This window comes from Flavobacterium quisquiliarum (assembly GCF_019308285.1).
Lineage (GTDB): Bacteria > Bacteroidota > Bacteroidia > Flavobacteriales > Flavobacteriaceae > Flavobacterium > Flavobacterium quisquiliarum.
This window is the reverse complement of sequence record NZ_WWEM01000009.1, coordinates 129,473-152,502: the sequence shown is the minus strand read 5'-3', so window position 1 is coordinate 152,502 and position 23,030 is coordinate 129,473. Positions and strand designations below refer to the sequence as shown.

Below are 23,030 nucleotides of genomic sequence, written 5' to 3'. Positions count from 1 at the left end.
CAGTTTTTTAGTGTTCAGTATTTAAGTTTTTAGTCTCAATCTTTAGTTTCATTATTCAGTGCTAATTTGACTGACCACTAAAAAACTGAACACTGATCACTAAAATTATAAATTAAAACATTCCATTTTCGTTAATAGTTTCTTTCGGAATTGGCTGTCCTAAATCCCAAAGTTCAACGATTTTATCATCTTTGAATTTTAGGATGTGAACTACAGCAAAACCAATATCTGCAGGACTTTGTTTTAGGTGCGAATGTACTGCAACCAAATTTTCGTCTTCAAGTATATGATGAATTTTAAAAATCTTATTCGGATTTGTTCTGGCCGATTCTTCCATGGCGAGCATCAAAGTTTGTGCATCGCCTTTGAAATGCGCGTTATGATGTTTGAAATTCTTTCCGACATATAATCGAAAACCTTCGTGAGGGTGACCTTTTGCGGCAAGGTTCAGGAAGTTTCTAGCGATTTCTTTCTTAGTCATAATTCAATGATTTTAAAGCAAACTAAGGTATGAAATTCAGCGCTATAATTATTGCAGAAAAGGCATTGAATTTTATAAAATTAAATGGCCTCCGATTTGATTTTTGAAAGGTCTATTCCTAGTTTAGTGAATTCTTTTTCTCCCAATTCGGTTATATAAAAATGTTTGTCTGAAACAGATTTTTTAGCAATCCATTTTTTCTCGGCAAAGTTTTCCAAAAGTAATTCACCAAGTTTGCCACCAAGATGTTCGTAGCATTTTTTAGCTGGTTTTATAGAAGATTGAGTAGTCATAATTATTTCTTTTTTATAGCAATTTTTGAAGCTAAATATGTTGTTGGAAGATAAGCGAAAACTAAATCTATAATGCTAAACCAAACTGGAGACGGCAAAGTATAAACCATTACAATACCTCCAAACAAAAAGAAAGCCCCAATAAAAAAGGCCAGTTTCGTTTTGTTTGAAACAGCAATTAAAGCGGTTGTCAATGCACCGGCAAAAGTTCCAATGGCGTGTGCGAGAAAAGGGAAAAGAAAATGTTTAGATTCAAACAAATGCATATTTGCTTTTAAACCTTCTGCAGTTGTAACATCTACACCGTTTGGTGGAGGAATTATAGAACCACTTATTGAAAGAATGCTCATATTGACAATGCTGCCAATAACAAGACCGGCAAGAACTGCCAAAGTGTTTCTAAAAAGTGGATTCATAAGTTTCGTTTTTTAGTACAACGAATTTAGGAAGATTTTTCGAAAACTTTTAGCTAAGTTTCTTTTTTAATTAAATGACTGTCTGAATTCTAATGGAGAAGAATTTGTCTTTGTCTTAAATAATTTGCTGAAGGACTGTTGATGCTCAAAACCTAATTCGAAAGCAATTTCGCTAATAGACAAATTTGTAGTGGAAAGCTTCTCTTTTGCCTTTTCAATCAATTTATTATGGATGTGTTGCTGTGTACTTTGTCCAGTAAGATGTTTTAATAATCCGCTTAAATAATTTGGAGAAACATTTAAATTTTCTGCAATATAATTTACAGTTGGGAGCCCTTTTCTGGTAAGGGATTTAGTATTGAAAAAATCTTCGAGGAGTTTTTCTAGATGAGCTAAAATTTCATGATTATTTATTTTTCGGGTTATAAATTGTCTGTTATAAAAACGTTCAGAATAAGTGAGTAGCAAATCAATTTGTGCAATAATCACGTCCTGACTAAATTTATCAATATTAGACTGATATTCGTGCTGAATATTTTTCATGATATCAATAATCATTTTTTCTTCTTTATCAGACAAGTGTAATGCTTCATGCACAACATATCCAAAGTATTCATATTGTTTTATTTTTTGTGCAAGAGGAGTATTCCATAAAAAATCAGGATGAATTAGTAACGAATATCCCGTATGCTGTAATTCGGCATTTCCTTCAATAGAAAACACCTGACCTGGAGCAATAAATAATAAAACGCCTTCTTTAAAGTCATATTCCTGCTGACCATAACGCATTTTGGCATTCGCATTTCTTTTGAGTGCGATGGAATAAAAATCAAGAATTAGACTTTTTGGTTCTTCTTCATTAAGGTATTTAATATGTTCAAAATTGTAAACACTTACCAACGGATGTTCAGGTTTTGGCAAATCTCGAAACTCATGAAATTCGCTTATGCTTTTTATTCTATGTGGTTGTTTATTTGCCATAACCTAAAAATACTTAATTATTAATTATAGATTGCTGCAAATTCTTTCGCATAATCTGAAAGTTTTGTTTTTCCCATTTCTAAAGGTCTGTTTTTATAATAATCCTCTCCCAAAGTACCATTATAAAGTGCAGCGTACATTTCTACAAGACCTTGTGCAATTTTTGGTTGCATTCCAATACTAACCAAACCATCAAAAGTTTCTTGGTCACTAATTAAAACCCATTTTAAATCTGGTTTTCCAATCACTTCTCCAAGAATTTTGACCGTTTCATTTCCAGTTAATTCTTCACTGGCAACATAACGAATTTTTCTTCCTTCAAGCGGAGTGGTTAATTCTTCAGCGATAGCTTCGGCAATATCATTTGGAGAAACCCATGGAATTAATTGATCGGCTCCATAATTTGCAGCAATAATCCCCTGATTTTTAATCATCGGAATATAAGCCAGTAAATTATAATAGAATGAAGTTGGGCGCATAAATGTTATCGAAACATCAGAAAGTGTGTTTAAAACAGATTCAATTTCATTATAACGCTGAATAATTCCTGAATTTTGCTTTAAATGCGCACCAATACTGCTTAAGAAAACAACTCTTTTCACACCCGATTTTTGGATAGCTTCGGCGTAATTATTTCCAATTTTACGGGTAAAGGCATCTAAATCAAGATTTGGGTCGAAATAATTGGCACGAGGTATCATACAATATACGGCCTCTGAACCTTTAAAAGTCTCAGTTAAGAAAGTAATATCTTCAACGGAACCAATAGCAGTTTCTGCTCCAAGTGTTTCAATTTCTTCTTTTCTTTCAGGACTACTTGTGATTATGGTAACTGAATGTCCTTTGTGTATTAGCTCCGTAGCTAATGGTTTGCTGATGTTCCCTAAAGAACCTGTGATTGTAATTTTCATTTGTTCTGATTTTTAGACATTGCAAAGTTGTGCAACATCTAAACAAATGATGTATCCAAATCTATTGTTGTTGTAGCTTTTTTTAAGTTTCTAAGATACTGAGAGGCTGAGTTTCTAAGATTTTTTTTAACTCTTTTAATTTGCTGATAATTTCTTCTCGTTTTCTGTTTTCGGTTTTCCTGTTGCATTGGGTTCGCCTTTTCCAGTTTCGATTAGTTTTTTTAAACTATTCTGGATATAGTTTGTCCAAGCATCACGGCAGATTTCGAAACATTCATATTCGGGAACTAAACCAAAATGAGTAAAGGTAAGTTCTGTTTTTCCATTTTTTTCTTTGATATCAAAAGTAGGTTTTGTTCCTGTCCATTCGGTTTTGTCTTCTGTGAATTTGAAATAGTTTTGTTCGATCAGCCAGACTATTTTCTGATTTGAAATAACTTCAATTAGTTTGATTTTACAGCGATGTACGTCTTCATAATGATAATCAAATTCATCATTTAAGTTGGCTGTTTTGCCTTCAATTTCTTCCGACCACCAGCCTCGTACGTTTTGTATAGCTTTGAAAACTTCTTCGGGAGATTGATTGACTATTATTTTTGTGGTAAAATCTTGTGTGCTCATTTTGATTGATTTAGAAATTTGTAAAGTAAAATTACAATCTATAAATCAAATTGTTAAGGTGGTTAAAAGACAAAATAGAGGTGTGTTTCGGACAATGTTTATCTTTAATAGTAAACTCGACAGGTTTTAAAATCTGTCGGGCTTTTATCGGAATCTGTATATAATCCCTTATTTGTTTTTTCTAAAAATACCAATTAGTAAATTGATAATATAAATTGGTGTTGCTACAAAAATTATTAGCAAAAATTCAATAATTAAAACTGTATTAACAGACACATAATCATCATATAAAGGGAAATTACTGTTTACTTGATATTGTGGGTTACAAAAGAAAATAATCCAATAAAAAATAAAACTTCCAATTAATATAATGGAATGAATTGCGGTTAGAAATTGTACAAGTTGTTTATCGAAAACTTTTTGAATCAGCCAATATCCTAATCCCATTAAAAAATAACAAAGAAAAAGAAATATGGTGCTTTCTATATTTCTAACAACAAAGTAAGTATCATGGATATTTATATCCATCGTTGCCAAAGGATTATTGTTTTGCGCAATTCCAATAGCTAAAATTAAGATAGCAATAAACCAAAATAAATGATAAACTTTTATTTTTCGAAGATTCATTTTCTAAACTTTTTTCTCAGTTGCCTTTAAAGAATATCACCAGCTAAAAAAAGAACACTCATAATTACTGCTAAAAAAGTTGACAGACTGATTAGTCCAATTAGAGTCATTCTCCAGCCGCTATAAGTTTCTCCACCATTACTCATATGATTTTGAATGTTTTTTTCCTGATATGTTTTTAGGAAATAGGAAGCAATAAAAGAGTAAACTATTGGGAAAATTATGGAAGGGAAATTTTCAGGTAATAGAAAAACCAAACAAATTATAAAAAAGGAAGCTATACCAGTAATTATCCAAGTTTTTTGAGCTTTTTCTTTATCATTGAAAACTCTGAAATTTTCTGCTATGCAATAACCTGCTACAAGCGGACCTGCTAAAAATGTTGCAATGCGAATAGCTTTTTCTGAGTAAATTTTTTCGGTTGGGATTTCTTCAAAAACCGATTTTTCTATATTTTCTTCTGTTGACATTATTTATGAATTTTAGATTTAATTTTTTGTAAGAAAACACAAAATAAATATAAAAAAAGGATAAATAGGTTATTCTTTAGAAAATTCTAAAATATCCCCCGGCTGACAGTCTAAGACTTTACAAATAGCTTCCAAAGTACTGAAACGAATCGCTTTTGCTTTTCCTGTTTTTAAGATAGAAAGATTCGATAAAGTCAAATCTACTTTTTCTGAAAGTTCGTTCAATGACATTTTTCTTTTAGCCATCATGACGTCTAAATTTACTATAATAGGCATAATTTTTTCTTTTAAACGGTTAATTCAATTTCAGATTGAATTTCGATTCCTCTCTTAAAAATCTGTCCGATAACGAATAGTACAACTGCCATAAATATCCAAACACTTCCGCCTTCAATATTTAAGCTTTCTAATGATGGAACTTTCACTCCGTTTGTAATAAGAAAACTGTTGAATTTTGCCGCCCAAAGAGAGAATAAACCAATTCCGAAAGCGAGATAAGAAAGATAAGATATAAAACGTCCCGTTTCCGGCGTAAATGGCTGTTCTATATTTAGTTTTTTCTCATGTAATAATTTGACAATTAAATAAAACATAATTGCTTTTAAGATGGCAACAATACTAATAAAACAAATTTCCTGAATGTAAAAAGAAACATTGTAATTATAAATATCAAGTAAGTTCAAAAAACGGGCATTGTACGAATTTATAGTTAGGGTATAAATTCCGTTGAAGAGATACATTCCAGCTTCTACACATAACCCGATAAAAATGATCCAGGAGAAAATATTCAAAATTTTTAAGATCTGTTGTGTTCTAATTTTAATTTCCATTGTGGTTAGATTAAAAGTTTATGATGCTAAATTAATAAAAATTTATTGATAAACAATAAAAATATGCTTTTAATCAAAAAAAAAACTCCAACAAGATTATTGTTGAAGTTTTGAAAATATTTTTAATAATAGTTATTTCGATTTTTATTTAACGAAGCATTTTCCTTTCGTTCTCTAGCATTTTTTCTATATTAAAGTAAATTCCCTCGACATTGTAAGCGCCTTTTTCAAAACTGAGATAGTCACAATTTTTGACTAAAGACTGCCCTTTTGATTCCAATTCGAAAAGATTTAGAAGTACATACTCATGTTCGACCAGCAAAACATGAAAACCTGTTTCACATTTTTTTCCGTCACCTGATGAGAGAATGACATTCATAATGCTATGAAATTTGAAAGAAGCAATTTTTGAAGCCACTTCGTCTCCTTTTAAATGATAGATATAAGAAAGATAATTCAGCTGTCTTAAATCAAAAGGAAAGTCACTTAAGGAATGATTTGATAATTTAATGATCTCATCGTAATCCGAAGTTTCCAATTTTTCTTTATTGTAAAGCGCGTTTAGTTTTTCTTCATCTGGAGATTTCCAAAAAGCATCATACTTAGGCTGAAAAACATAACCTAGATACAAATGACGGTATTCTTCATGCGTTAAAAGTGTATCATTTTTTGTAAGTCTTTCTATTAACTTGGGATAGAAAAACTTCGAATTTTTATCGTTTATTTCTTTTTCTATAGCTTTATAATCAGGAGTTGTAAAACCAGTTTCTTGAGAATTCATTTGAATCCCGAAACAAAAAATAAGGAGGAAGATAATTTGTTTTAGCATGATTTATAGGATTTTAGATTGTAGTTCTGGTCTTACTAAAATACTAATTATTTTAACACAAAATATCCTTTTGAAAACGGGATGCGTTAGGGGATGGAAGCGGTATCTCCCGATTTAGAAAAACAAGGCTTTTTAGCCGTAGTTTTTGTTAATCGGGAATTTAGCGGACAGCCCGACCGTAGGGAACGCCCAAATTATAAATTTTAATGTCCCAGTTGTTTTCTTAAATCCAGATTAAGACTGTATTGCTCTTCAATTGGAATAATTTTTCGCTGTACTTTATTAATATCACTTCCTTCTTCGGTCCATAAAAACGGATAAAAATTAAAGACTTGGTCGCCTTGTAACTGAGGCACTTCTTTTTTCCAGTCATTCCATCTGCTTCCTGCATAAAATTTATCCAAGTCATTAGAAAAACAGAATCCTAAGAACTCTGAATACGTAATATCAAGGGCTTCATATTCTAAATTATCAGGAGAGAAATAATATACTTTGCCAAGATCTTTTCCAAAAGCACCACCGTTTAACAGATAAAAACCACCCAACGCATCATCGGCAATAAGTAGAAAAGACGGGTTTTCGCCAGCATTATTAAAAGATTTGCCTTTATTCCAATCTGGCAGGCTTCGGTTCAATTTTGAACTTCCCGAACCTAAAATCCTAATCCAGCCGTTATCAATTAAAAGTCCGCCTGTTTTGTAGATTACGGCTCCCATTGGAGAACTTGTAGTTACTTGTGTTTGATATAAAGCATCTTTAGCTTTTTGTGGGTCGGCGGGAAGAATTTCTACTTTGTTTTTGGCTGTATCAATCCATTCTTTTACGAGTTTCCATCCAGAATCATTTTGGTCTATAAGTTCGTTTACTGGTCGCATTTTAGTTTGTGAAAAAGTTATTGAGGTTAAAAGAAAAAAGGCGGTTAATCGGAAAAATTTCATTTTGGTTTTTTGGGTTAATTTGGTTTTTGTGTTAATAAGGTTTGGTCATTAAACGAATTAAGACTCCTTTGCGTTTTACAAGATTTTTATAATCCCACTGAATTTCACGACCTTTTTTGAGCCAGCGTTTCAGGTCATTTTCATTTATTTGATCGGAATCTGTATAGCGCATTTCGGCTGCTTTAAAAGAGCCTTCGTTTTGCAGCTGTTCTTCATCAAAAGATTGTCCACTCCAAAAAAGCAATCTCACAGAACCTTTTAATTTGCTGTAACCTACAATCGGATTTCCGTCTAAAAACCAAACGGGATGTGCATGCCAGATTTTGTTTTCGGCGCCGACTAAGTTTTCGTTTATAATCTTATAAAGAATATCACAAATTGCTTTGTCTGATTCTGTTTGGGAATCATTATAATTTTGAATGTCCTGATTCATGATTGCTACTATTTAGTTATACAACGTTTTTTATAAATCAATATTTTAGGATTCTTTAAGAGTTGTTTTATTGAATTGCCGGAGAATTATTTTTGTCTTCGAAGTACAATTGTACTTTGCTGATTGGCCTCATTAAATTCTAAAGCTCTCGCTTGGTTAATACTGATATTAATTTTAATTTCATCATTATTTATAAATTCTAATATGGCTAAAAGTCTTCCTTTTTCAACAGATTTTCCTTTTTCAAGACTAGCAGCGATAATATCCATTTTGATAGGTACATTGGAATCATCAATTTCATATTTTAAAGTTCCTTTCTGTCCTTTATTTTTGCCGTCTTTTACCATAAAATTTTTCCCATCTATAAATTCACCATTTATGGTCATTGAAATGAATCCATCAGGACTGAAAACCATTTTATTTTCTGTACCATTAGAATCTGTAGCTTTCCAATTTCCAATCAGGATATCTTTTTTTGTTTGAGCGTATGCAATACTTGTTAGAACAAGAAAAAGTAGAATAAGTTTTTTCATTTTATAAGTTTAAAGATTATTGTTCTTCTATGATAGAATTTCCTTTGGAATGATCTCCCGATGTCCACTGCCAGGTTTCATGAAGTCTTATTTTTCCGTTTTCTAAAATTTCAGGTTTAGAAGTGCAGATTCCTGTCATTAACTCGCCTTTTTCGTTTACTTGATGGTAGCGCATTTCAATGTTTCCGTGATCGTCAACCAAACCGATTAAATGTCCAGAAATAATTTTTCCACCAGAATATTTAGAAGTTAAAATATTGTTTTCCTGTTTATAAAGAAATGTTGTTTTATTAGAAGTTTCTCCGTTTTCGGTATTGCTGACTGGTTTAAAAGTTTTGTTGTTATAATTAATCATTTTGCAATGTGAAATTTTATGCTCCTTGAATCAGATTGATGCTCTTTAAAGCTGTTTTTAACTATTTTCAAAAATAATAATGTCTGAAAATTTTTCTATCTGATCTATGATAAATAAACTATCATTAAAATAATCCATATCAAAATCCTGATCTCCCCAAACTTCAAATCGTTTTTGAGCAGTTTTTAATTTTTCTTTATCGAAAGGCTCTTCGTTCCAATCTTCTTCCAAATCTTCGACAATTTCCAAAGCTTCTTCATTTACATGTTTTTCATCTGATAAATAAATATAAAAATGATATTCATCATTAAAAAGTATGGTAATCTGATTATCGCTAAGGACAATTTCTGGCTGATCTCCAGCGTCTGATTTTTGATAGAATTTCTCTAAATACGCTTTCAATGTTGTAATAGTTGCATTTGAAGAGGGCAGTATATAAGCGGAATAGGAATAAAAACTATTAGCCATTATTTTCTGTTTAGGTCAGTTATAAGTAACGGATTGTTTTCTTTTAATTTATTAACTAGTTCTTCTACGCTGTTTGGATTTTCTTTGATATGCTCATATTCTGCAGTAGTTATTCCAACTATTTGTAAAAAAGAAACTTCTCCGTGAGGTGTTTGTTTTTTTTCTATTTCTGGATCTGAAACAAATACTAGAGCAGTAATTTCAGTATCAGTATTCAAACGAATTGGTCCGTTTGCTGGCATATAGTGAAATTCTTCGAACCAGTTACCGCTGCTAAAAACATATTTGGCAATATTCTGTAATAAAGCTACGGCCCAGCTTGGATTTCCGTTATCGGCCTCATAAGGTTTTAGTCTAAAAGTAAGTTCAAATCCCCATTTGCTGAATTCTCCATTTACTTTTTCTTCATTATAATACAATTCAGAAAAACCGTAAGTAATAAAATGATAGTGATCTTCTTGTTTTTTACTTTCGTAAAAACTTACACCGTCAAGCGGATTATCGCCACCAAGCATATAGCTAATTGCGGGAGCAAAATGTTTAGGTTCTTGATCAGGATACAAGCGGTCAAATTCTTTGTCGATTTCTAACCAGCCGACAGCATCATCTTCTGAAAATTCTTTTTTATAATCTTCTAAATTCATATTAATGATTTTTTAGTTTATAGAATAGACAAGATATTGCTTTTATTGCAGAATTGAGAATTTCTAATAAAAAAAAATCCGACCTAATAATAGATCGGATTTAGTTTTTTATTCTATTTTTTTTAGAAGCTGTTTTACGCCTAGTTCTAAGCCTTTATAGTAATCTCCTTTTTTTAATTCTGGAACTACATAACTCGTTATAATGTCTTTCAGTTCTTGATCGCTCATTTTAGAGCGTACTTTTTCGACACCTTGCACCTGAATCTGTCTTAATTGTTTGCTGATTACAATTAAAATAGAAGTATCTATTTTTAGCTGTGAAAGCATATATTTATCTAATGCCAAAGAATAGTCGCTTAAATCAGTATAAGGAGCAATAGAAGGTGTGGTGACTATAAGAATTTTGCTGCTGGTTTTGGCCTCGCTCGATTTTAAAAAATCGTTTAAAGTTTTTACCTGACTTGGAGTAAGAATTTTTTCGAAGTCATTCATATAATCGTATGATTTGGCAAACATTGCAACAGCATCTGCTGCTGTTTGTGCATAGAAATGATTGGGTAAAAAAAGAACAATCGTAAATAAAAACAATATTTTTTTCATGATAGATTTTGTTGGGCGCTGCAAAATTAGTGCTTTATTATTTAAAATCAGTGTTTAAAATCGTATCAAAAATCAATATTTATTTCTCATAAAATAAAGAAAAAAAATCCGATTCATCAAGATAAATCGGATTTGCGAGTTTTTATTGAAGTAATGGCAGTAAATGATCCCATTTTAGTTCTTTTGCAAAATCTAGTGCCGTTTTACCACTTTCGGTCTTCGCATTTTTATCTGCACCAGATTCTAACAAAACTTCAACAGAAGTCTGGTTTCCAGCAATTACTTCACGATGTAAAAAAGTATAGCCTAATTCATCTTGATGTGTAATTTCTTCAGGATTGTTTTTCACAAAATCAATCAAACTTTCTTTCATGTTTTTGCTCATTGGGTGTTCGATCAGATTTTCTGGTTTTTCTTTTTGTTCATTAACGACTAAAATGTCATTAAAATCACCAAAATCTAATCCCCAAGCTTCGTCATGAGCATCTCTCTCGTCTTCGCTCATTTCAGAACGCATGGCTTGAATCGTAAAAGCACCATAAGTTTGTCCGTCAATGGCAAATAACCAATCACTGATTTGATTTACAGGAATTTGAATTTCATCTCCATTTGCCACATTTGTCAATTCGCCTGGATCGTTTACCAACACGCCGTAGATATTTTCTCCATCAAAATTAACATCATTAATCCACATATGTTCTACCACTGTTTCATTGTCAATTTCTTGTGTAAAAGCTAGTTTTACGCAGGCAACATCCAATCCAGGAACTATTCTTCTGTATTCCCAAGATAATTCTCTCCAGAAATATTTAAAGGTTTCCTGAGCTTTTTTGTAAGCTTCGATCATTTTTGGATTCTCTCCGTCGGCGTAGAATATTTTTGTTTCTTCCATGGTATATAATGTTTAATTAATTCGAATTATGAGTTACTTCGAACGAATAAAAAACCGATTTGTTTTTTTGCAAATCGGTTTTTTTATCATCAAAAAATAAATTTAAAAATTTACATCGTCTGCGATATTTCCGCCTTGCTCTGCGGCGAATTTTGCTGCATATTCTTTTTGTTTTTCCTGCTGATAATTAGAAAACTCGATAATGTCCTGAGAATTCCAGTTTTGATTTTGCTCCGTCATCCATTGCATCGCTACAGATTGGAAATCGGCCAGATTGATTCCGAAGTTTTCCAGAATCCATTGTGCACCGTCAATTCCGTATTCGTAAGCTGCTTGTCTTGCTCCAGCTAATTCTTCGTAGAAATAACGATCGGTTTTCATTCTTTCTAAGTTTGCAGCACCTTCTTCAGAAACCTCTGCTTTTAAGTTTTCCAATTGCGGAATCGTTACATTTTCAGCATAATATTGACCGAAAAGTGTCGTAACCGTAAACGAAGTATCTTCACCCATACGCTGTGGCCAGATTGTATTTAGTTCTTCCCAAACAATTGGTTCAAATCCCATTGCTTTACAAACTTCTAGATAATCAATTCCAGCACTTATTTTAAGACACATAGCAGTATAAGTTCTTAAATCTACACCGTGAACTGGCTCCAAAAACGGATTGTTATCGTCTACTTTTACAAATCCCGAAGTCTGGATACCGCTGTATTTTAAAGAATTAGCATGCTCAAAACGAATCATTTGATCAGAGTCGCAGTTATTCCATTCTGTATAAACTGTTCTTCTGTAGTTGAAATAGATGTTTTGAATGTCTTTCTCATCTAAGTTTTCACCGCTTGCGCGTTCGTCTGCAATCCAGGCTTCGGCTCTTGCTTCCACTTCGTTATCAAAATCTTCTACTGTATAATGTGTTCCGTGTAAAGTTTCGGGATCGTATTCTATTTCTTTATAATTATCCTCATAATCATTTTCGTAATTATCATTTGAAGTCTGTGCTTCATAATTTTGGTTTTCCTGTTTGTCTCCTGTTAGAGCTCCAAAAAGTTTCTTAAACATTTGTCGATTTTTAGGGTTAATAAAATTTAATATTTCAATTGATTCTGATACATTTTTTCGTTGTGTTCTTTTAAATCTGGCGTGATTTTATTCCATTCATCATACATTGCCCTCAAATAGACCTGACGTAATTTTGGAGCATTTTGGATCGCAAATTGTCTTTCTTCTTCCAAATCATTCATTTTGGATTGAACTTCGCTAAGCACTTTTTTATCACGTTCATGAATAATACTTAGACTTAATTCATGACGTTGATGATACAAGTCGCGCTCTTTGTCTTTTTCAGCTTCGTAAGCTTCATGTAAATGAGCTGTTCTCTGTTCTGCCAATTCTCGGGCAATATTTTGAAGGTTTCTTCCCAATGTACTTGGTGCAAAAGTGTTTTGTGTTTGGCAATAAGGACAGGAAATATAAGTTTCGATTAAAAAGATTTTTTCAATCGTAATATGACCGCCACATTGTTTACAGCTGAACTTATCTTTGATGGTTTCAAACTCGTTTAAGATTTTCTGATATTCGATTTCAAGATCACGTTCTTGTGTTTTATCGATTTGTTTTCGCCAATAATCATATTTATTATCAAATTCGTTGTAACGATCGGAACATGCAATTCTAAAATCAGAAAGTAAATCGTGATGTTTGTCTAAAACAGAAATCTGTGAATTGATGTTATAATAAAGATCATTCACCTTTTCTTCGTAAACATCTCTGGCTCTTTCACGGATATTATTTAACTGGCCATTTACGCCTGAATAAACTCTATGAAAAGTTCTTTTGTATAAATCTTCGTCTTCTTGTAAAAGCTGTTTTAATTCCGGAATTGAAGCTGTTGCCAATTCTTCCATTTTAGCTTCTAATTTTTCCAAAAAAGAAAACCATCTTTGCTGTGATTCCTGAAGTTCCGTATACCATTCTGGATATGATTGTTTGCTTCCTTCGTTTTTGTCTTTTGATTTATTAAATAATCCAAACACGTTATGTTGTTTTAAATTGAATTGTCTTCTTTTTTAATATATAATCCGTCAGTAAGTTTTACGTTTAAAAACTCAAATCCACAGTAGGCACAATGCGTTACGCCATCTTCTTTGGCTCTTCCTGCACCGCAGTTTGGACAGTCTTTGACACTCATTTTGGCTTCGGTTGTTTCAAACTCACCTCCGTAATTAGTCTGTTTTTGAGCATTTTCTTTGAGTCTGTTCAAAAATGAATTTACTTTCTTTTCTTCCATTACAATTGACTTAAGAGTTCGGCTTTTTTGGTTTTAAATTCGTCTTCATCTATTAAACCTGCATCAAACAATGATTTTAGTTTTTGAAGTTTAGAAGTAATGTCGTCTCCAGTTTCTTGTTTTTGGGTTTCTTTATTCTGCTGTAACTGATTGAATAGAATTCCCATGCTTACTGCATTTTGAGTCGCATCATGAAGTCCGTTTCCTTTATCCCCAATGGCAGTTGCGGTATTGAATTTGGTAAACTTGTCTATATCGGTTACCATGTTCATGTTGGTAATTTTGTCGTAATGTGCCGTAACTTCTTCTGGTAAGGTTACGCTTGTAATGACAAACTGAGTCAGTTCGATTCCTAATTGTTCAAAATAAGGTTTTAGATAAGGTTCTATTTTTTTTCCTAATTGCGTAATATTTCCAGCGACATCAGTAACGGTTATGTTTTCGTTAGCCAAAACTTCTCCGAATTTTGGAGCAACAAAATCCCTTAATTGGCTTTGAAGTTCAAAAATGGTCAGCTGTTTGTACGTTCCGGCATATTGGCGGAAGAATTTAGGAACATCAGCAATTTTAAGATCAAAACTTCCAAAAGCTCGAATTCGAATTTGTCCAAATTGCGGATCATTCATCAAAATAGGAGCAGGAGTACCCCATTTGTTATTGATAAATTGATGTGTATTGAAAAAGTAAACATCAGCCTTAAACGGACTTTCGAAGCCGTATTTCCAGCCTTTTAGTTTACTTAGAATAGGAATATTTTCTGTAGATAAAGTATGAAGTCCGGGAGAGAATACATCGGCAAGTTGTCCTTCGTTTAAGAGCATGGCCTGCTGGCTTTCGCGTACCGTTAATTTTGCGCCGTTTTTTATTTCTTTGTCTTCATCAAAATACTTCCACATTAATAAATTAGGGTCGCTTGTCGTGGCTTCGATTATTTCTATAAAAGGTAGTTTCATTACTTTCTTATTTATAGAGAATAAAAATAAGGAATTAGAAACGATGACAAAATTTTCTTACGTAAAGTTTTAAACAAATTTTTGTTTGGTGTTGTTTTTTGTGTAATATGTGAGAAGTGATTTGTAAAATGATTTGATGTTGACAAAAAACTATGAAAACAAAAAAATCCGATCTGTTTTCACAAATCGGATTTTATAAATTGAAAAATTATATACAACCGTAAAACGGTATATTTTTACAAGTGAATTACTTCGCCGTAAGCATCAGCAACAGCTTCCATAACAGCCTCGCTCATTGTTGGGTGAGGGTGGATCGATTTAAGGATTTCGTGACCTGTAGTTTCTAGTTTACGAGCTACAACTGCTTCAGCAATCATATCTGTAACACCAGCACCAATCATGTGGCATCCTAACCATTCTCCGTATTTAGCATCGAAAATTACTTTTACGAATCCGTCAGCATTTCCGGCAGCTTTAGCTTTTCCAGAAGCTGAGAATGGGAATTTACCAATTTTCAATTCGTAACCTTTTTCTTTTGCTTGTTTTTCTGTTAAACCTACAGAAGCGATTTCTGGAGTTGCATAAGTACAACCAGGAACGTTTCCATAATCGATTGGGTCTACGTGAAGACCTTTAATTTTTTCTACACAGTTGATTCCTTCAGCAGAAGCTACGTGAGCTAAAGCCTGACCTGGAGTAACGTCTCCAATTGCATAGTATCCTGGAATATTAGTTGCGTTGTAAGCGTTTACTAAGATTTTATCTCTGTCAACAGCGATACCCACTTCTTCTAATCCGATGTTTTCAATGTTTGTTTTGATTCCAACTGCCGAAAGTACGATGTCAGCTTCTAAAACTTCTTCTCCTTTTGCTGTTTTAACGAAAGCTTTAACTCCTGCACCTGTTGTGTCGATACGCTCAACAGAAGAATTAGTCATTACTTTAATTCCAGATTTTTTCAAAGAACGCTCAAATTGTTTTGAGATATCTTCGTCTTCTACAGGAACTACATTTGGCATAAATTCCACGATAGTAACATCTGTTCCCATTGAGTTGTAGAAGTGAGCGAACTCCACTCCAATTGCTCCAGAACCAACAATAATCATAGATTTTGGTTGTGTTGGCAAAGTCATTGCCTGACGGTATCCAATTACTTTTACACCATCTTGAGGTAAGTTTGGCAACTCACGAGAACGAGCACCAGTTGCGATGATAATGTGATCAGCGCTATATTCTGTAACTTTATTGTCTTTATCTGTAACGTCAAGTTTTTTTCCTGGTTTTAGTTTTCCAAAACCTTCGATAACGTCAATTTTATTTTTTTTCATTAAGAATTGAACTCCTTTGCTCATTCCTTCCGCAACACCACGGCTGCGTTGAACAACAGCAGGGAAATCTTTATCGAATTCAGAAACTTTTAATCCGTAGTCAGAAGCGTGTTTTAAATAATCAAAAACCTGAGCTGATTTCAATAATGCTTTTGTTGGGATACATCCCCAGTTTAAACATACACCACCAAGGTTTTCTTTTTCAACTACAGCTACTTTGAAGCCTAATTGTGAAGCTCTAATTGCTGTTACATATCCGCCAGGACCACTTCCTAAAACAATAACGTCGTATTTCATTTTTTTTGCTTTTAGTATTAACTATCGAAAAATGAATTCTACAATTCCGAAACTCATCTTTCGATTTATTCTTTTGTTATTTGTGCTTGCGAATTTAAGGATTTATTTTAAATGAACGCCCGAAAATTTGTTTTTAAAGTCAGAGATTTTGACCTTTTCACAGAAACTGAAGGAATTGTGAATTGTAAATTATGAATTATGAATTGATTTTTGTGATTTAGTGATTAGTTCTTAGTAATTAGTCCTTAGTTCTTAGTTCTTAGTTCTTAGTCTTTAGTGAATAGAGAGAAGTGCTTTTAATTAAAAAAAAAATAAGCCACAGATTATAAAGATTAACACAGATTTTTTAAAAATCCTTTTAATCCAAATAATCTGTGGCTAAATATAAGTTAAGCGTTATAGGTTAAAGGTTAAGCGTATTTAACTATAAACCAAAAACTATAAACCAAAAACTATAAACTGTAAACATTTTAAACCTTAACGTGTCCCCAGTTTTCACCGCTGGCAATTCTTCTGATCTGCATTTCGCTTACACCGAATTGTTTAGCAATCATTTTAAGACGTGTTTTTTGTTCTGGTCTTGCTAGTATCTTTTTGATTAACATAACTTTAGTGGTCGTTAGTTTTCGTCCGTCGGCTTTTAGGTTGTGTTCAATCAGGTTCTTTTTGGCCTGAATTACACGTGGACTTTTACGGCTGTGCGCCATCATTTCCTGTTTGGTTGCCCAGCGAAGGTTTTTTACATCATCATTGCTTCGATTGTAATCTAAGTGCAATACATAAGTTTGATCTTCGGACTCCTTCGGAATAAAATATTGGGCAACTAACTTATATAAGAAAAGATATTTGTTGACGATTTTATCATCTTTTTTAACTTTAAAACGGAAAGTTGGATATCCGTCGCTTAAACCGCCTTTTAAGATGCGGCCGTTTTCAATTTCGTCAGTAAAGCTTATTAATCTTCCTCTGTTTGAAATTGCATATTTAAGTTGTAATGAGGCGTTTATTTCTATTTCTTTGAATTGTTCATCCGGATAAAATCGATTGTGTGGCATATTCTTTTACATTTGATTTCTATACTCTCAAAGATAAAGAATAAACGAAAAATTTTTGCTATCTCATTGATAGTGAAATGGCAATTTTATGATTTCTATAACGCTAATTTAACGTTTTAAAATGTTTTTGACAGTTTTTAGTCGGATTTTAATTCACAAATTATCAAATCTTCAGTTTTTTAATTTTGAAATTAACGTCAATTTATGGCTAAATAATGATTAATTTATTGGTCCAGCCAGTTTTTAAAGTTGTGGATTTCCTTTTTACTGATAAAAATAGGATCATTTTCTACTGAAGAAACAGTCAAAATGAGTTCAACTTTTTGATGAGAATGTTTTACGACTTCTTTGATGCAGTTTCGATGAACGATATATTTTCTGTTTATTTTAAAAAAATGGAAAGAATCTAAACTGTTTATGATATCTGTTATTGTACTGTTGTATAAATAACTGTTTCCTGATTTTAAGTAGATAAATAAATGTTTTCCTGTTGCAGCAAAATAAGTGATTTCGCTTTCGTTTATAGAAATCAGTTTATAACCATGATTTACTAAGAAATGGCGCTGTATTTTATTGCTTTCGGGATTTTCTATGGCAACAAGAGATTGAAGCGTAGAATCACTGTTAAAACTGTCTTTTATTTTTTTGAATTTATGAAGTGCTTCTAACAGTTCTGATTCTTCAAAAGGTTTTAAAAGATAATCGATTGTAAAATGTTTGAAAACAGAAATGGCATAAGAATCGTAAGCCGTAATAAAAACGACGGGACAGGCGATAATGGTTTTTTCGAAAATTTCAAGACTTTTTCCATCTCCCAAATGAATGTCCATGAAAGCCAAATCAATTTTATTTTCACTAAAGAAAATAACAGCTTCTTTTACCGATTTTAGAACACTGATTTCTTTAATTGGTAAAATATACTGCTGCTCTAAAATAGATTTTAGATAACTAGAAGCTAGATATTCGTCTTCGACGATTGCAACTTTCATTTTTTAGACATTTGGTTTTCTCTAATTATTTGCAAAGATAATTCAGTAATTAGTTTTTGCAATAAAAAAAGGCCCAGCTTAAAAAACTGGACCTTCTTAAAAAAACAAATAGGTATTATAGATTGGGATTGTTTAATCTTGCGTTTGCCGGATAAACAATGGTATAACGCGGATCGTTTTGTATCAATGTATAATCGTCACCATCTACAGTGTGAACGATTTGTTTTTGAGAAGTTCTTCTCAAGTCGAACCAACGGTGTCCTTCAGCAGCAAATTCACGGCGTCTTTCGTTACCAATAAAAGTTGCTAAATCAGTTGCACTCATTGCATTTACAGAAGATGTAAGCTCACTTAGACCTGCCGGAGTGTAACGTTTTGCGATAAAACTTAAAACAGTTGTTTTGGCATCTGCCAAATTATTTAACTCTAATAAAGTTTCTGCTTTTGTCAGGTATAATTCAGAAGATCTAAAAGAACATTTTTGAGCGTCTTCTCCTCCTTTTTGAATTCTGAAACGGCTTCCGCTTGCTAAAAAGTAAAGAGGGAAACGTAAATCTGCTGTTCTGTTATAAGTAGCAATTAAATCTGGTGAAGCATATGAAACCGATTTTAAACTATTGATAAATGTATTTTCAAGAGCTAAAATAGATTCAGCGCTATCATATCTATTCGCTAAAACTTTTGTTGAATTTAAATCAATTAAATTATTATTAATCGCCAATGCTTTGTTTGCTGCATCAAGAGATTTTTGCCATTGTTTTTGGTACAAGTATATACGGCTTTCTAAACTATATAATGAAGCTTTAGAAAAACGGTAGTTTAATCCTTTTGGCTGAGATGCTACGTTAAGTAATTTCTCGGCTTCGTTGGTGTCAGAAATAATCTGATTGTAAATTACTTCAACGGTTTGAGGAATAAAAGCCTGTTCTAAATCTATTTCTAATGCTAACGGAACTGCTTTGTCGCTTGCTGCAGTTGCCACATTATATGGTTTTCCGAAAAGATTAACCAAATCAAAGTAAGCCATTGCTCTTAATGCATAAGCTTCTCCAATTAATTGATCTCTTTCTGCAGAAGTTTCGATTTTTTTAGAAGCTTCGTTGATTAAAACGTTGGTGTAAAAAATTACAGTATATAAATTCTGATATTGAAAAGTGGTTGTAATCTTGTCAGGATTGCTGTCTCTCCAAATGTAGATATCTCTGTAATAGATAAAATCATCACTAAACTCATTCATGGTAAGCTCGTCTGCACGAACTTCAGTCAATGATTTATGTTGTGGATAAACAGAATATCCTGTGGTTAAAACGGCGCGAAATTGTGGTAATGTTTCCGGAATTACTTTACCAATAGGTGTTACATCCAGATAATCATCACAGCTGCTTACAGTAAGCGCTGCGATAAAAAACAATATATATTTTGAGTATTTTTTCATCTTTTGATAGTATTAAAATGTAACATTACATCCTAAAGTAAATGACTTAGGAACTGGTTGAGCATAAATATTTCCGTAAGTTTCAGGATCAAAATAACCTTTGAAATCAGAACTGATTACAAATAAGTTTCTTGCTTCAACATTCAGTCTAATGCTTTGAATGTTAATGTGATCTGTAAATGCTTTAGGTAAAGTATATCCTAAACGCATACTGTTCAATCTCATATAACTCATTTTATGAACCCAGGTATCCAGATAATTCATTGTTTTAATTTGATTTCCTCCTGAATACCATTGGTAAGCCATCCATGAATCTCCTGTTCCGGAAGTCTGACTTGTAATACCAGGCAAGTTTGAAGATGTATTGGTTGGTGACCAGGCATTTAAAATTCTAGTAGAATAATTTAGTCCTCTGTCTAATTCAGCTCCGTAATAAGGAGGAGTTTCTACCATAGTTTGGTCTAAAGTAAACGAAGCCACAACTGCTAGATCAAAATTACCCACTTTGAAAGTATTGGTAAGACCTCCTGTAAATTTAGGATCGCTGTCTCCTAAATAAGTAAATAAATCTCTAAATTCTGCTGCCGATAAGTTAGATTGAGAAAACTCTCCTGGGAATATATCTGCTAAAACATCATACAATCCAAAGAAAGTCTGGCTGTTTACTGTTTCTCCTTTTTTGTTTACGAATAATGGATTTCCGTTTTCATCGATTCCATTTGTTTTAAATCCGAAAATTGCATTTACAGGACGTCCCTCTCTGCTTGGCATATAATCAGTATCACGAACTTCTATACGGTCAACATTACTCTTGTTTTGTGCAAGGTTAAAGTTGGTCGTCCATTTGAAATTTGGGCGATCAATATTTTTTGTAGCGATAGAAAGTTCAAAACCTTTATTGGTTACCTGAGCCCAGTTCATGTTTGTAAATTCGAAACCATTTTCTAATGGTAATGCTCTGTTACCTAATAAATCGGTACTTTTTCTTCCATAAACATCAGCAATAATACTGATACGATTGTGAAACAATCCAAGGTCTGCACCAAAGTTTGTATTCGTGGTTTTTTCCCAACGTAATTTTTCGTTCGGAGGGCTAACTACTACAATTGTAGGTTCTGTCTGTCCCGGAAGAATAGTTGTAGTTTTGTTTTCTCCTACAACAAATGGAGATGTATTTTTGTCGATATTTCCTTGTAAACCATAAGAACCACGTAGTCTTAAGTTAGAAATAACGTTGCTGTCTCTTAAGAAGTTTTCCTGAGAAACCAACCAGGCTGCAGAACCAGACCAAAGCGGTAAATATTTGTATTTTGGATCTACACCAAATAAATCTGAACCATCATATCTGGCACTTCCAAAAACAGTATATTTTCTGTTGTAGGTATAAGAAGCCGTTGCAAAGAAAGAAGCAAATGCATTTTCATTTTGTTCTTTGCGGTACGTTCTGTATTCAGAGTTGTTTGCCATGTCAGCATTAGGGAAAACAATTTGCTGTGTTGTTAAGTTGTTTTCATCAAAACCGAATCCTTTTGTAAAAATAGCAGTTTGGTAATTTCTTCTTATTTCATTACCAGCCATAATTTCAACCTCATGTTTATCAGCAAAAGTGTTCGAGTAATTAAGGGTTGTCTTTAAATTGTATTGAAAAAAGTCTTTATTAGAATTTTCAATTACACCACCATTTGGAAGGAAGTAATTAAAACTACCATTAGAAAAATAGCGTGATTTTTCTCTATATCTTCTTGTATAATAACTGTTTTGACCGGCGAATTTCTCAGAAGAATTATTGTCTAATTGAAGACCAAGCTGGCTATTCGCTTTTAAATGATCTGTAATTTTATATTCAGCATCTAAAATAGCTTTTATGGCTCTTGCTTTTAGGTCGTATGAAGTATTTGCTCTTTCTTCTAAAATATTAAATGGAATGTAACGATCAGAATATCCTGTGATATCCTGGTCATAATTATAACTTCCGTCAGCATTATAAGGTGTCAGGTACGGATTTACATTTCTTGTATAATTAGCGGGATTTGTATTTGTACTTACATCTGTAACGTAAGAGTTTTTTATAGACTCTGAGCCAAAAAGTCCAACGCCAACTTTAAATCTGTCTGATACTTCGTAGTTATTTTTCAAAGTTAAATTGTAACGTTTAAAGCCAGTTCCAATAGTAGTTCCTTGCTCATCATAAAAGCCAGCAGAAAAATAGTAGTCTGATTTTTCACCTCCGCCAGACATACTTAAACCATGCTGTGTATTGATTGCATTTTGGTAAATTAAGTTCCCCCAGTTAAAATTATTATTTCTTAAAGCATTGATGGCGTTTTGAGTAGTTGGACTCAAAGAAGAGAATCCGCCATTTCTGAAAGTATTTAATTCATTCGCTCCGTTTAAAATACGAGCGACTTCACCATTGGTATCTCTGTATGTTAAATCTGAACGACTAGCCAAACCAAGTTCAAAATCAACTTTTTGGTTAGCATTCATCAAGTTTAATTTATCAAAATCAGGTTTAAGATTGATAAAAGTATTAGTGTTAACGTTAATTACCATTTTACCACTTTTTCCTTTTTTAGTAGTAATTACAATAACTCCATTTGCAGCACGTGCACCATAAATAGAAGTTGCTGCAGCATCTTTTAAAATAGTAATATCCTTAATATCATCAGGATTTAATCCTGCGATAGAGTAATTAGCTAATAAATCGATATTGTCCTTATCGTAGTTTTTAGGTACGTCCTCACTTTCTAATGGTAATCCGTCAAGAACCCAAAGAGGATCCTGAGAACCATTAAGAGAAGCAGTACCTCTAATTCTAATTTTAGCTGGTGCTCCAGGTGCTCCGGATGGAGTAGTAACGGCAACCCCTGCTACTTGACCTAATAACATTTGGTCAATACTAGCAACTCCGGCTTGTTGAATGGCAGCCATTTCTACTTTTGCAATTGCTCCAGTAACTTTTCTTTTCTCGATTTTTTGATAACCTGTAACTACAACTTCCTGAAGTTTTGCTGTTTCAGACGTTAAGTTAATCGTATAATTTTTTTGACCGTCTAATTCCAAAGTATACGATTTGTATCCCATGAAAGTAACTCTCAAAGCGGTTACATTTTTTGCCACTTTCAAGGTGAATTTACCATCAAAATCTGAAGTAGTTCCGATTGCTTCACTATGAATAATACCTGCCATAGCAGTTTTGTTTGAAATAGAATTATTCTCAACAAAGATTGATGCACCCGGAATTGGTGAAGAATCTGTCGCGTCCTGAATGATTCCCGTAATAGTTCGGGTTTCCTGCGAGTATCCTGCAATGGCGAGGAACAGCAGTAAGGCTTGTAAAATTTTTGTCATGTTTTTGGGTTGT

General features: G+C 32.9%; 28 protein-coding genes. All 28 read right to left on the bottom strand.

Translation table 11 applies throughout. The annotated features are described in order from the left end of the window. Positions 1–112 precede the first annotated feature (112 nt). The 28 genes from GSY47_RS02360 to GSY47_RS02225 all read right to left on the bottom strand — a co-directional run bounded on the left by GSY47_RS02360 (position 113) and on the right by GSY47_RS02225 (position 23,017). Positions 113–481, bottom strand: a complete 369-nt coding sequence (locus GSY47_RS02360; RefSeq protein ID WP_179002847.1) for a nuclear transport factor 2 family protein — start codon at positions 479–481, stop codon at positions 113–115. Positions 482–561: 80 nt separating this feature from the next. Further along, on the bottom strand, positions 562–774 hold the full coding sequence (locus tag GSY47_RS02355; RefSeq protein ID WP_179002848.1) for an ArsR family transcriptional regulator: 213 nt from the start codon (positions 772–774) through the stop codon (positions 562–564). A 2-nt stretch (positions 775–776) separates the two neighbouring features. Further along, entirely contained in the window at positions 777–1,190 is a 414-nt protein-coding gene (locus GSY47_RS02350) for a hypothetical protein (protein WP_179002849.1), read from the bottom strand. Between the two features lie 66 nt (positions 1,191–1,256). Continuing rightward, entirely contained in the window at positions 1,257–2,171 is a 915-nt protein-coding gene (locus tag GSY47_RS02345; RefSeq protein ID WP_179002850.1) for a helix-turn-helix domain-containing protein, read from the bottom strand. A 20-nt stretch (positions 2,172–2,191) separates the two neighbouring features. Further along, the gene (locus GSY47_RS02340; protein WP_179002851.1) at positions 2,192–3,082 is read right to left on the bottom strand and encodes an SDR family oxidoreductase; all 891 of its coding nucleotides are present in this window, start codon (positions 3,080–3,082) and stop codon (positions 2,192–2,194) included. 135 nt (positions 3,083–3,217) lie between these two features. Then, the gene (locus GSY47_RS02335; protein WP_179002852.1) at positions 3,218–3,703 is read right to left on the bottom strand and encodes an SRPBCC family protein; all 486 of its coding nucleotides are present in this window, start codon (positions 3,701–3,703) and stop codon (positions 3,218–3,220) included. A gap of 168 nt (positions 3,704–3,871) precedes the next feature. Further along, the gene (locus GSY47_RS02330; protein ID WP_179002853.1) at positions 3,872–4,330 is read right to left on the bottom strand and encodes a hypothetical protein; all 459 of its coding nucleotides are present in this window, start codon (positions 4,328–4,330) and stop codon (positions 3,872–3,874) included. Positions 4,331–4,356: 26 nt separating this feature from the next. Continuing rightward, on the bottom strand, positions 4,357–4,800 hold the full coding sequence (locus tag GSY47_RS02325) for a hypothetical protein (RefSeq protein WP_179002854.1): 444 nt from the start codon (positions 4,798–4,800) through the stop codon (positions 4,357–4,359). A gap of 69 nt (positions 4,801–4,869) precedes the next feature. Next, a complete protein-coding gene (locus GSY47_RS02320) occupies positions 4,870–5,076 on the bottom strand; it encodes a helix-turn-helix domain-containing protein (protein ID WP_179002855.1) in 207 nt (68 codons plus the stop codon). An 11-nt stretch (positions 5,077–5,087) separates the two neighbouring features. Next, a complete protein-coding gene (locus tag GSY47_RS02315; protein WP_179002856.1) occupies positions 5,088–5,630 on the bottom strand; it encodes a DUF2975 domain-containing protein in 543 nt (180 codons plus the stop codon). Positions 5,631–5,778: 148 nt separating this feature from the next. Beyond that, on the bottom strand, positions 5,779–6,459 hold the full coding sequence (locus GSY47_RS02310) for a DUF4919 domain-containing protein (protein ID WP_179002857.1): 681 nt from the start codon (positions 6,457–6,459) through the stop codon (positions 5,779–5,781). Between the two features lie 203 nt (positions 6,460–6,662). After that, a complete protein-coding gene (locus GSY47_RS02305; protein WP_179002858.1) occupies positions 6,663–7,334 on the bottom strand; it encodes a DUF2625 domain-containing protein in 672 nt (223 codons plus the stop codon). 94 nt (positions 7,335–7,428) lie between these two features. Next, on the bottom strand, positions 7,429–7,830 hold the full coding sequence (locus tag GSY47_RS02300; protein WP_179002859.1) for a DUF1801 domain-containing protein: 402 nt from the start codon (positions 7,828–7,830) through the stop codon (positions 7,429–7,431). Between the two features lie 86 nt (positions 7,831–7,916). Then, the gene (locus GSY47_RS02295; protein ID WP_179002860.1) at positions 7,917–8,363 is read right to left on the bottom strand and encodes a hypothetical protein; all 447 of its coding nucleotides are present in this window, start codon (positions 8,361–8,363) and stop codon (positions 7,917–7,919) included. Between the two features lie 16 nt (positions 8,364–8,379). After that, positions 8,380–8,718 (bottom strand): n-acetylglutamate synthase, encoded by a 339-nt coding sequence (locus GSY47_RS02290; RefSeq protein WP_179002861.1) that lies wholly within the window; start codon positions 8,716–8,718, stop codon positions 8,380–8,382. Between the two features lie 57 nt (positions 8,719–8,775). Next, entirely contained in the window at positions 8,776–9,186 is a 411-nt protein-coding gene (locus GSY47_RS02285; RefSeq protein ID WP_179002862.1) for a hypothetical protein, read from the bottom strand. Further along, complete coding sequence (locus tag GSY47_RS02280; protein ID WP_179002863.1) at positions 9,186–9,830, bottom strand: suppressor of fused domain protein; 645 nt, start codon at positions 9,828–9,830, stop codon at positions 9,186–9,188. Before GSY47_RS02280 ends, GSY47_RS02285 begins: the two co-directional genes overlap by 1 nt. A 108-nt stretch (positions 9,831–9,938) precedes the next feature. After that, positions 9,939–10,430, bottom strand: a complete 492-nt coding sequence (locus GSY47_RS02275; RefSeq protein WP_179002864.1) for a TPM domain-containing protein — start codon at positions 10,428–10,430, stop codon at positions 9,939–9,941. 142 nt (positions 10,431–10,572) lie between these two features. After that, entirely contained in the window at positions 10,573–11,322 is a 750-nt protein-coding gene (locus GSY47_RS02270) for a DUF2314 domain-containing protein (protein WP_179002865.1), read from the bottom strand. Between the two features lie 102 nt (positions 11,323–11,424). Further along, positions 11,425–12,381, bottom strand: coding sequence for a DUF6620 family protein (locus GSY47_RS02265; protein ID WP_179002866.1), 957 nt, complete (start codon positions 12,379–12,381; stop codon positions 11,425–11,427). A 26-nt stretch (positions 12,382–12,407) separates the two neighbouring features. Continuing rightward, positions 12,408–13,355, bottom strand: coding sequence for a hypothetical protein (locus GSY47_RS02260; RefSeq protein WP_179002867.1), 948 nt, complete (start codon positions 13,353–13,355; stop codon positions 12,408–12,410). Between the two features lie 11 nt (positions 13,356–13,366). Continuing rightward, positions 13,367–13,609, bottom strand: coding sequence for a hypothetical protein (locus GSY47_RS02255; protein WP_179002868.1), 243 nt, complete (start codon positions 13,607–13,609; stop codon positions 13,367–13,369). After that, the gene (locus GSY47_RS02250) at positions 13,609–14,562 is read right to left on the bottom strand and encodes an SPFH domain-containing protein (RefSeq protein WP_179002869.1); all 954 of its coding nucleotides are present in this window, start codon (positions 14,560–14,562) and stop codon (positions 13,609–13,611) included. Before GSY47_RS02250 ends, GSY47_RS02255 begins: the two co-directional genes overlap by 1 nt. Before the next feature lie 236 nt (positions 14,563–14,798). Continuing rightward, positions 14,799–16,187, bottom strand: coding sequence for a dihydrolipoyl dehydrogenase (gene lpdA, locus GSY47_RS02245; protein WP_219071086.1), 1,389 nt, complete (start codon positions 16,185–16,187; stop codon positions 14,799–14,801). Between the two features lie 470 nt (positions 16,188–16,657). Beyond that, the gene (locus tag GSY47_RS02240; protein WP_109194317.1) at positions 16,658–17,242 is read right to left on the bottom strand and encodes an NUMOD4 domain-containing protein; all 585 of its coding nucleotides are present in this window, start codon (positions 17,240–17,242) and stop codon (positions 16,658–16,660) included. A gap of 224 nt (positions 17,243–17,466) precedes the next feature. Continuing rightward, the gene (locus tag GSY47_RS02235) at positions 17,467–18,231 is read right to left on the bottom strand and encodes a LytR/AlgR family response regulator transcription factor (RefSeq protein WP_179002871.1); all 765 of its coding nucleotides are present in this window, start codon (positions 18,229–18,231) and stop codon (positions 17,467–17,469) included. Positions 18,232–18,346: 115 nt separating this feature from the next. Beyond that, on the bottom strand, positions 18,347–19,666 hold the full coding sequence (locus GSY47_RS02230) for a RagB/SusD family nutrient uptake outer membrane protein (RefSeq protein WP_179002872.1): 1,320 nt from the start codon (positions 19,664–19,666) through the stop codon (positions 18,347–18,349). A 12-nt stretch (positions 19,667–19,678) separates the two neighbouring features. Further along, positions 19,679–23,017, bottom strand: a complete 3,339-nt coding sequence (locus GSY47_RS02225; RefSeq protein ID WP_179002873.1) for a SusC/RagA family TonB-linked outer membrane protein — start codon at positions 23,015–23,017, stop codon at positions 19,679–19,681. Positions 23,018–23,030 lie beyond the last annotated feature (13 nt).

Coding starts and splice junctions, on each gene's coding strand:
- GSY47_RS02360 (WP_179002847.1), bottom strand. CDS start 481: ATGACTAAGAAAGAAATCGCTAGAAACTTCCTGAACCTTGCCGCAAAA.
- GSY47_RS02330 (WP_179002853.1), bottom strand. CDS start 4,330: ATGAATCTTCGAAAAATAAAAGTTTATCATTTATTTTGGTTTATTGCT.
- GSY47_RS02355 (WP_179002848.1), bottom strand. CDS start 774: ATGACTACTCAATCTTCTATAAAACCAGCTAAAAAATGCTACGAACAT.
- GSY47_RS02275 (WP_179002864.1), bottom strand. CDS start 10,430: ATGAAAAAAATATTGTTTTTATTTACGATTGTTCTTTTTTTACCCAAT.
- GSY47_RS02290 (WP_179002861.1), bottom strand. CDS start 8,718: ATGATTAATTATAACAACAAAACTTTTAAACCAGTCAGCAATACCGAA.
- GSY47_RS02225 (WP_179002873.1), bottom strand. CDS start 23,017: ATGACAAAAATTTTACAAGCCTTACTGCTGTTCCTCGCCATTGCAGGA.
- GSY47_RS02265 (WP_179002866.1), bottom strand. CDS start 12,381: ATGTTTAAGAAACTTTTTGGAGCTCTAACAGGAGACAAACAGGAAAAC.
- GSY47_RS02345 (WP_179002850.1), bottom strand. CDS start 2,171: ATGGCAAATAAACAACCACATAGAATAAAAAGCATAAGCGAATTTCAT.
- GSY47_RS02300 (WP_179002859.1), bottom strand. CDS start 7,830: ATGAATCAGGACATTCAAAATTATAATGATTCCCAAACAGAATCAGAC.
- GSY47_RS02230 (WP_179002872.1), bottom strand. CDS start 19,666: ATGAAAAAATACTCAAAATATATATTGTTTTTTATCGCAGCGCTTACT.
- GSY47_RS02305 (WP_179002858.1), bottom strand. CDS start 7,334: ATGCGACCAGTAAACGAACTTATAGACCAAAATGATTCTGGATGGAAA.
- GSY47_RS02250 (WP_179002869.1), bottom strand. CDS start 14,562: ATGAAACTACCTTTTATAGAAATAATCGAAGCCACGACAAGCGACCCT.
- GSY47_RS02295 (WP_179002860.1), bottom strand. CDS start 8,363: ATGAAAAAACTTATTCTACTTTTTCTTGTTCTAACAAGTATTGCATAC.
- GSY47_RS02255 (WP_179002868.1), bottom strand. CDS start 13,609: ATGGAAGAAAAGAAAGTAAATTCATTTTTGAACAGACTCAAAGAAAAT.
- GSY47_RS02350 (WP_179002849.1), bottom strand. CDS start 1,190: ATGAATCCACTTTTTAGAAACACTTTGGCAGTTCTTGCCGGTCTTGTT.
- GSY47_RS02240 (WP_109194317.1), bottom strand. CDS start 17,242: ATGCCACACAATCGATTTTATCCGGATGAACAATTCAAAGAAATAGAA.
- GSY47_RS02280 (WP_179002863.1), bottom strand. CDS start 9,830: ATGAATTTAGAAGATTATAAAAAAGAATTTTCAGAAGATGATGCTGTC.
- GSY47_RS02325 (WP_179002854.1), bottom strand. CDS start 4,800: ATGTCAACAGAAGAAAATATAGAAAAATCGGTTTTTGAAGAAATCCCA.
- GSY47_RS02235 (WP_179002871.1), bottom strand. CDS start 18,231: ATGAAAGTTGCAATCGTCGAAGACGAATATCTAGCTTCTAGTTATCTA.
- GSY47_RS02285 (WP_179002862.1), bottom strand. CDS start 9,186: ATGGCTAATAGTTTTTATTCCTATTCCGCTTATATACTGCCCTCTTCA.
- GSY47_RS02340 (WP_179002851.1), bottom strand. CDS start 3,082: ATGAAAATTACAATCACAGGTTCTTTAGGGAACATCAGCAAACCATTA.
- GSY47_RS02270 (WP_179002865.1), bottom strand. CDS start 11,322: ATGGAAGAAACAAAAATATTCTACGCCGACGGAGAGAATCCAAAAATG.
- GSY47_RS02320 (WP_179002855.1), bottom strand. CDS start 5,076: ATGCCTATTATAGTAAATTTAGACGTCATGATGGCTAAAAGAAAAATG.
- lpdA (WP_219071086.1), bottom strand. CDS start 16,187: ATGAAATACGACGTTATTGTTTTAGGAAGTGGTCCTGGCGGATATGTA.
- GSY47_RS02315 (WP_179002856.1), bottom strand. CDS start 5,630: ATGGAAATTAAAATTAGAACACAACAGATCTTAAAAATTTTGAATATT.
- GSY47_RS02310 (WP_179002857.1), bottom strand. CDS start 6,459: ATGCTAAAACAAATTATCTTCCTCCTTATTTTTTGTTTCGGGATTCAA.
- GSY47_RS02335 (WP_179002852.1), bottom strand. CDS start 3,703: ATGAGCACACAAGATTTTACCACAAAAATAATAGTCAATCAATCTCCC.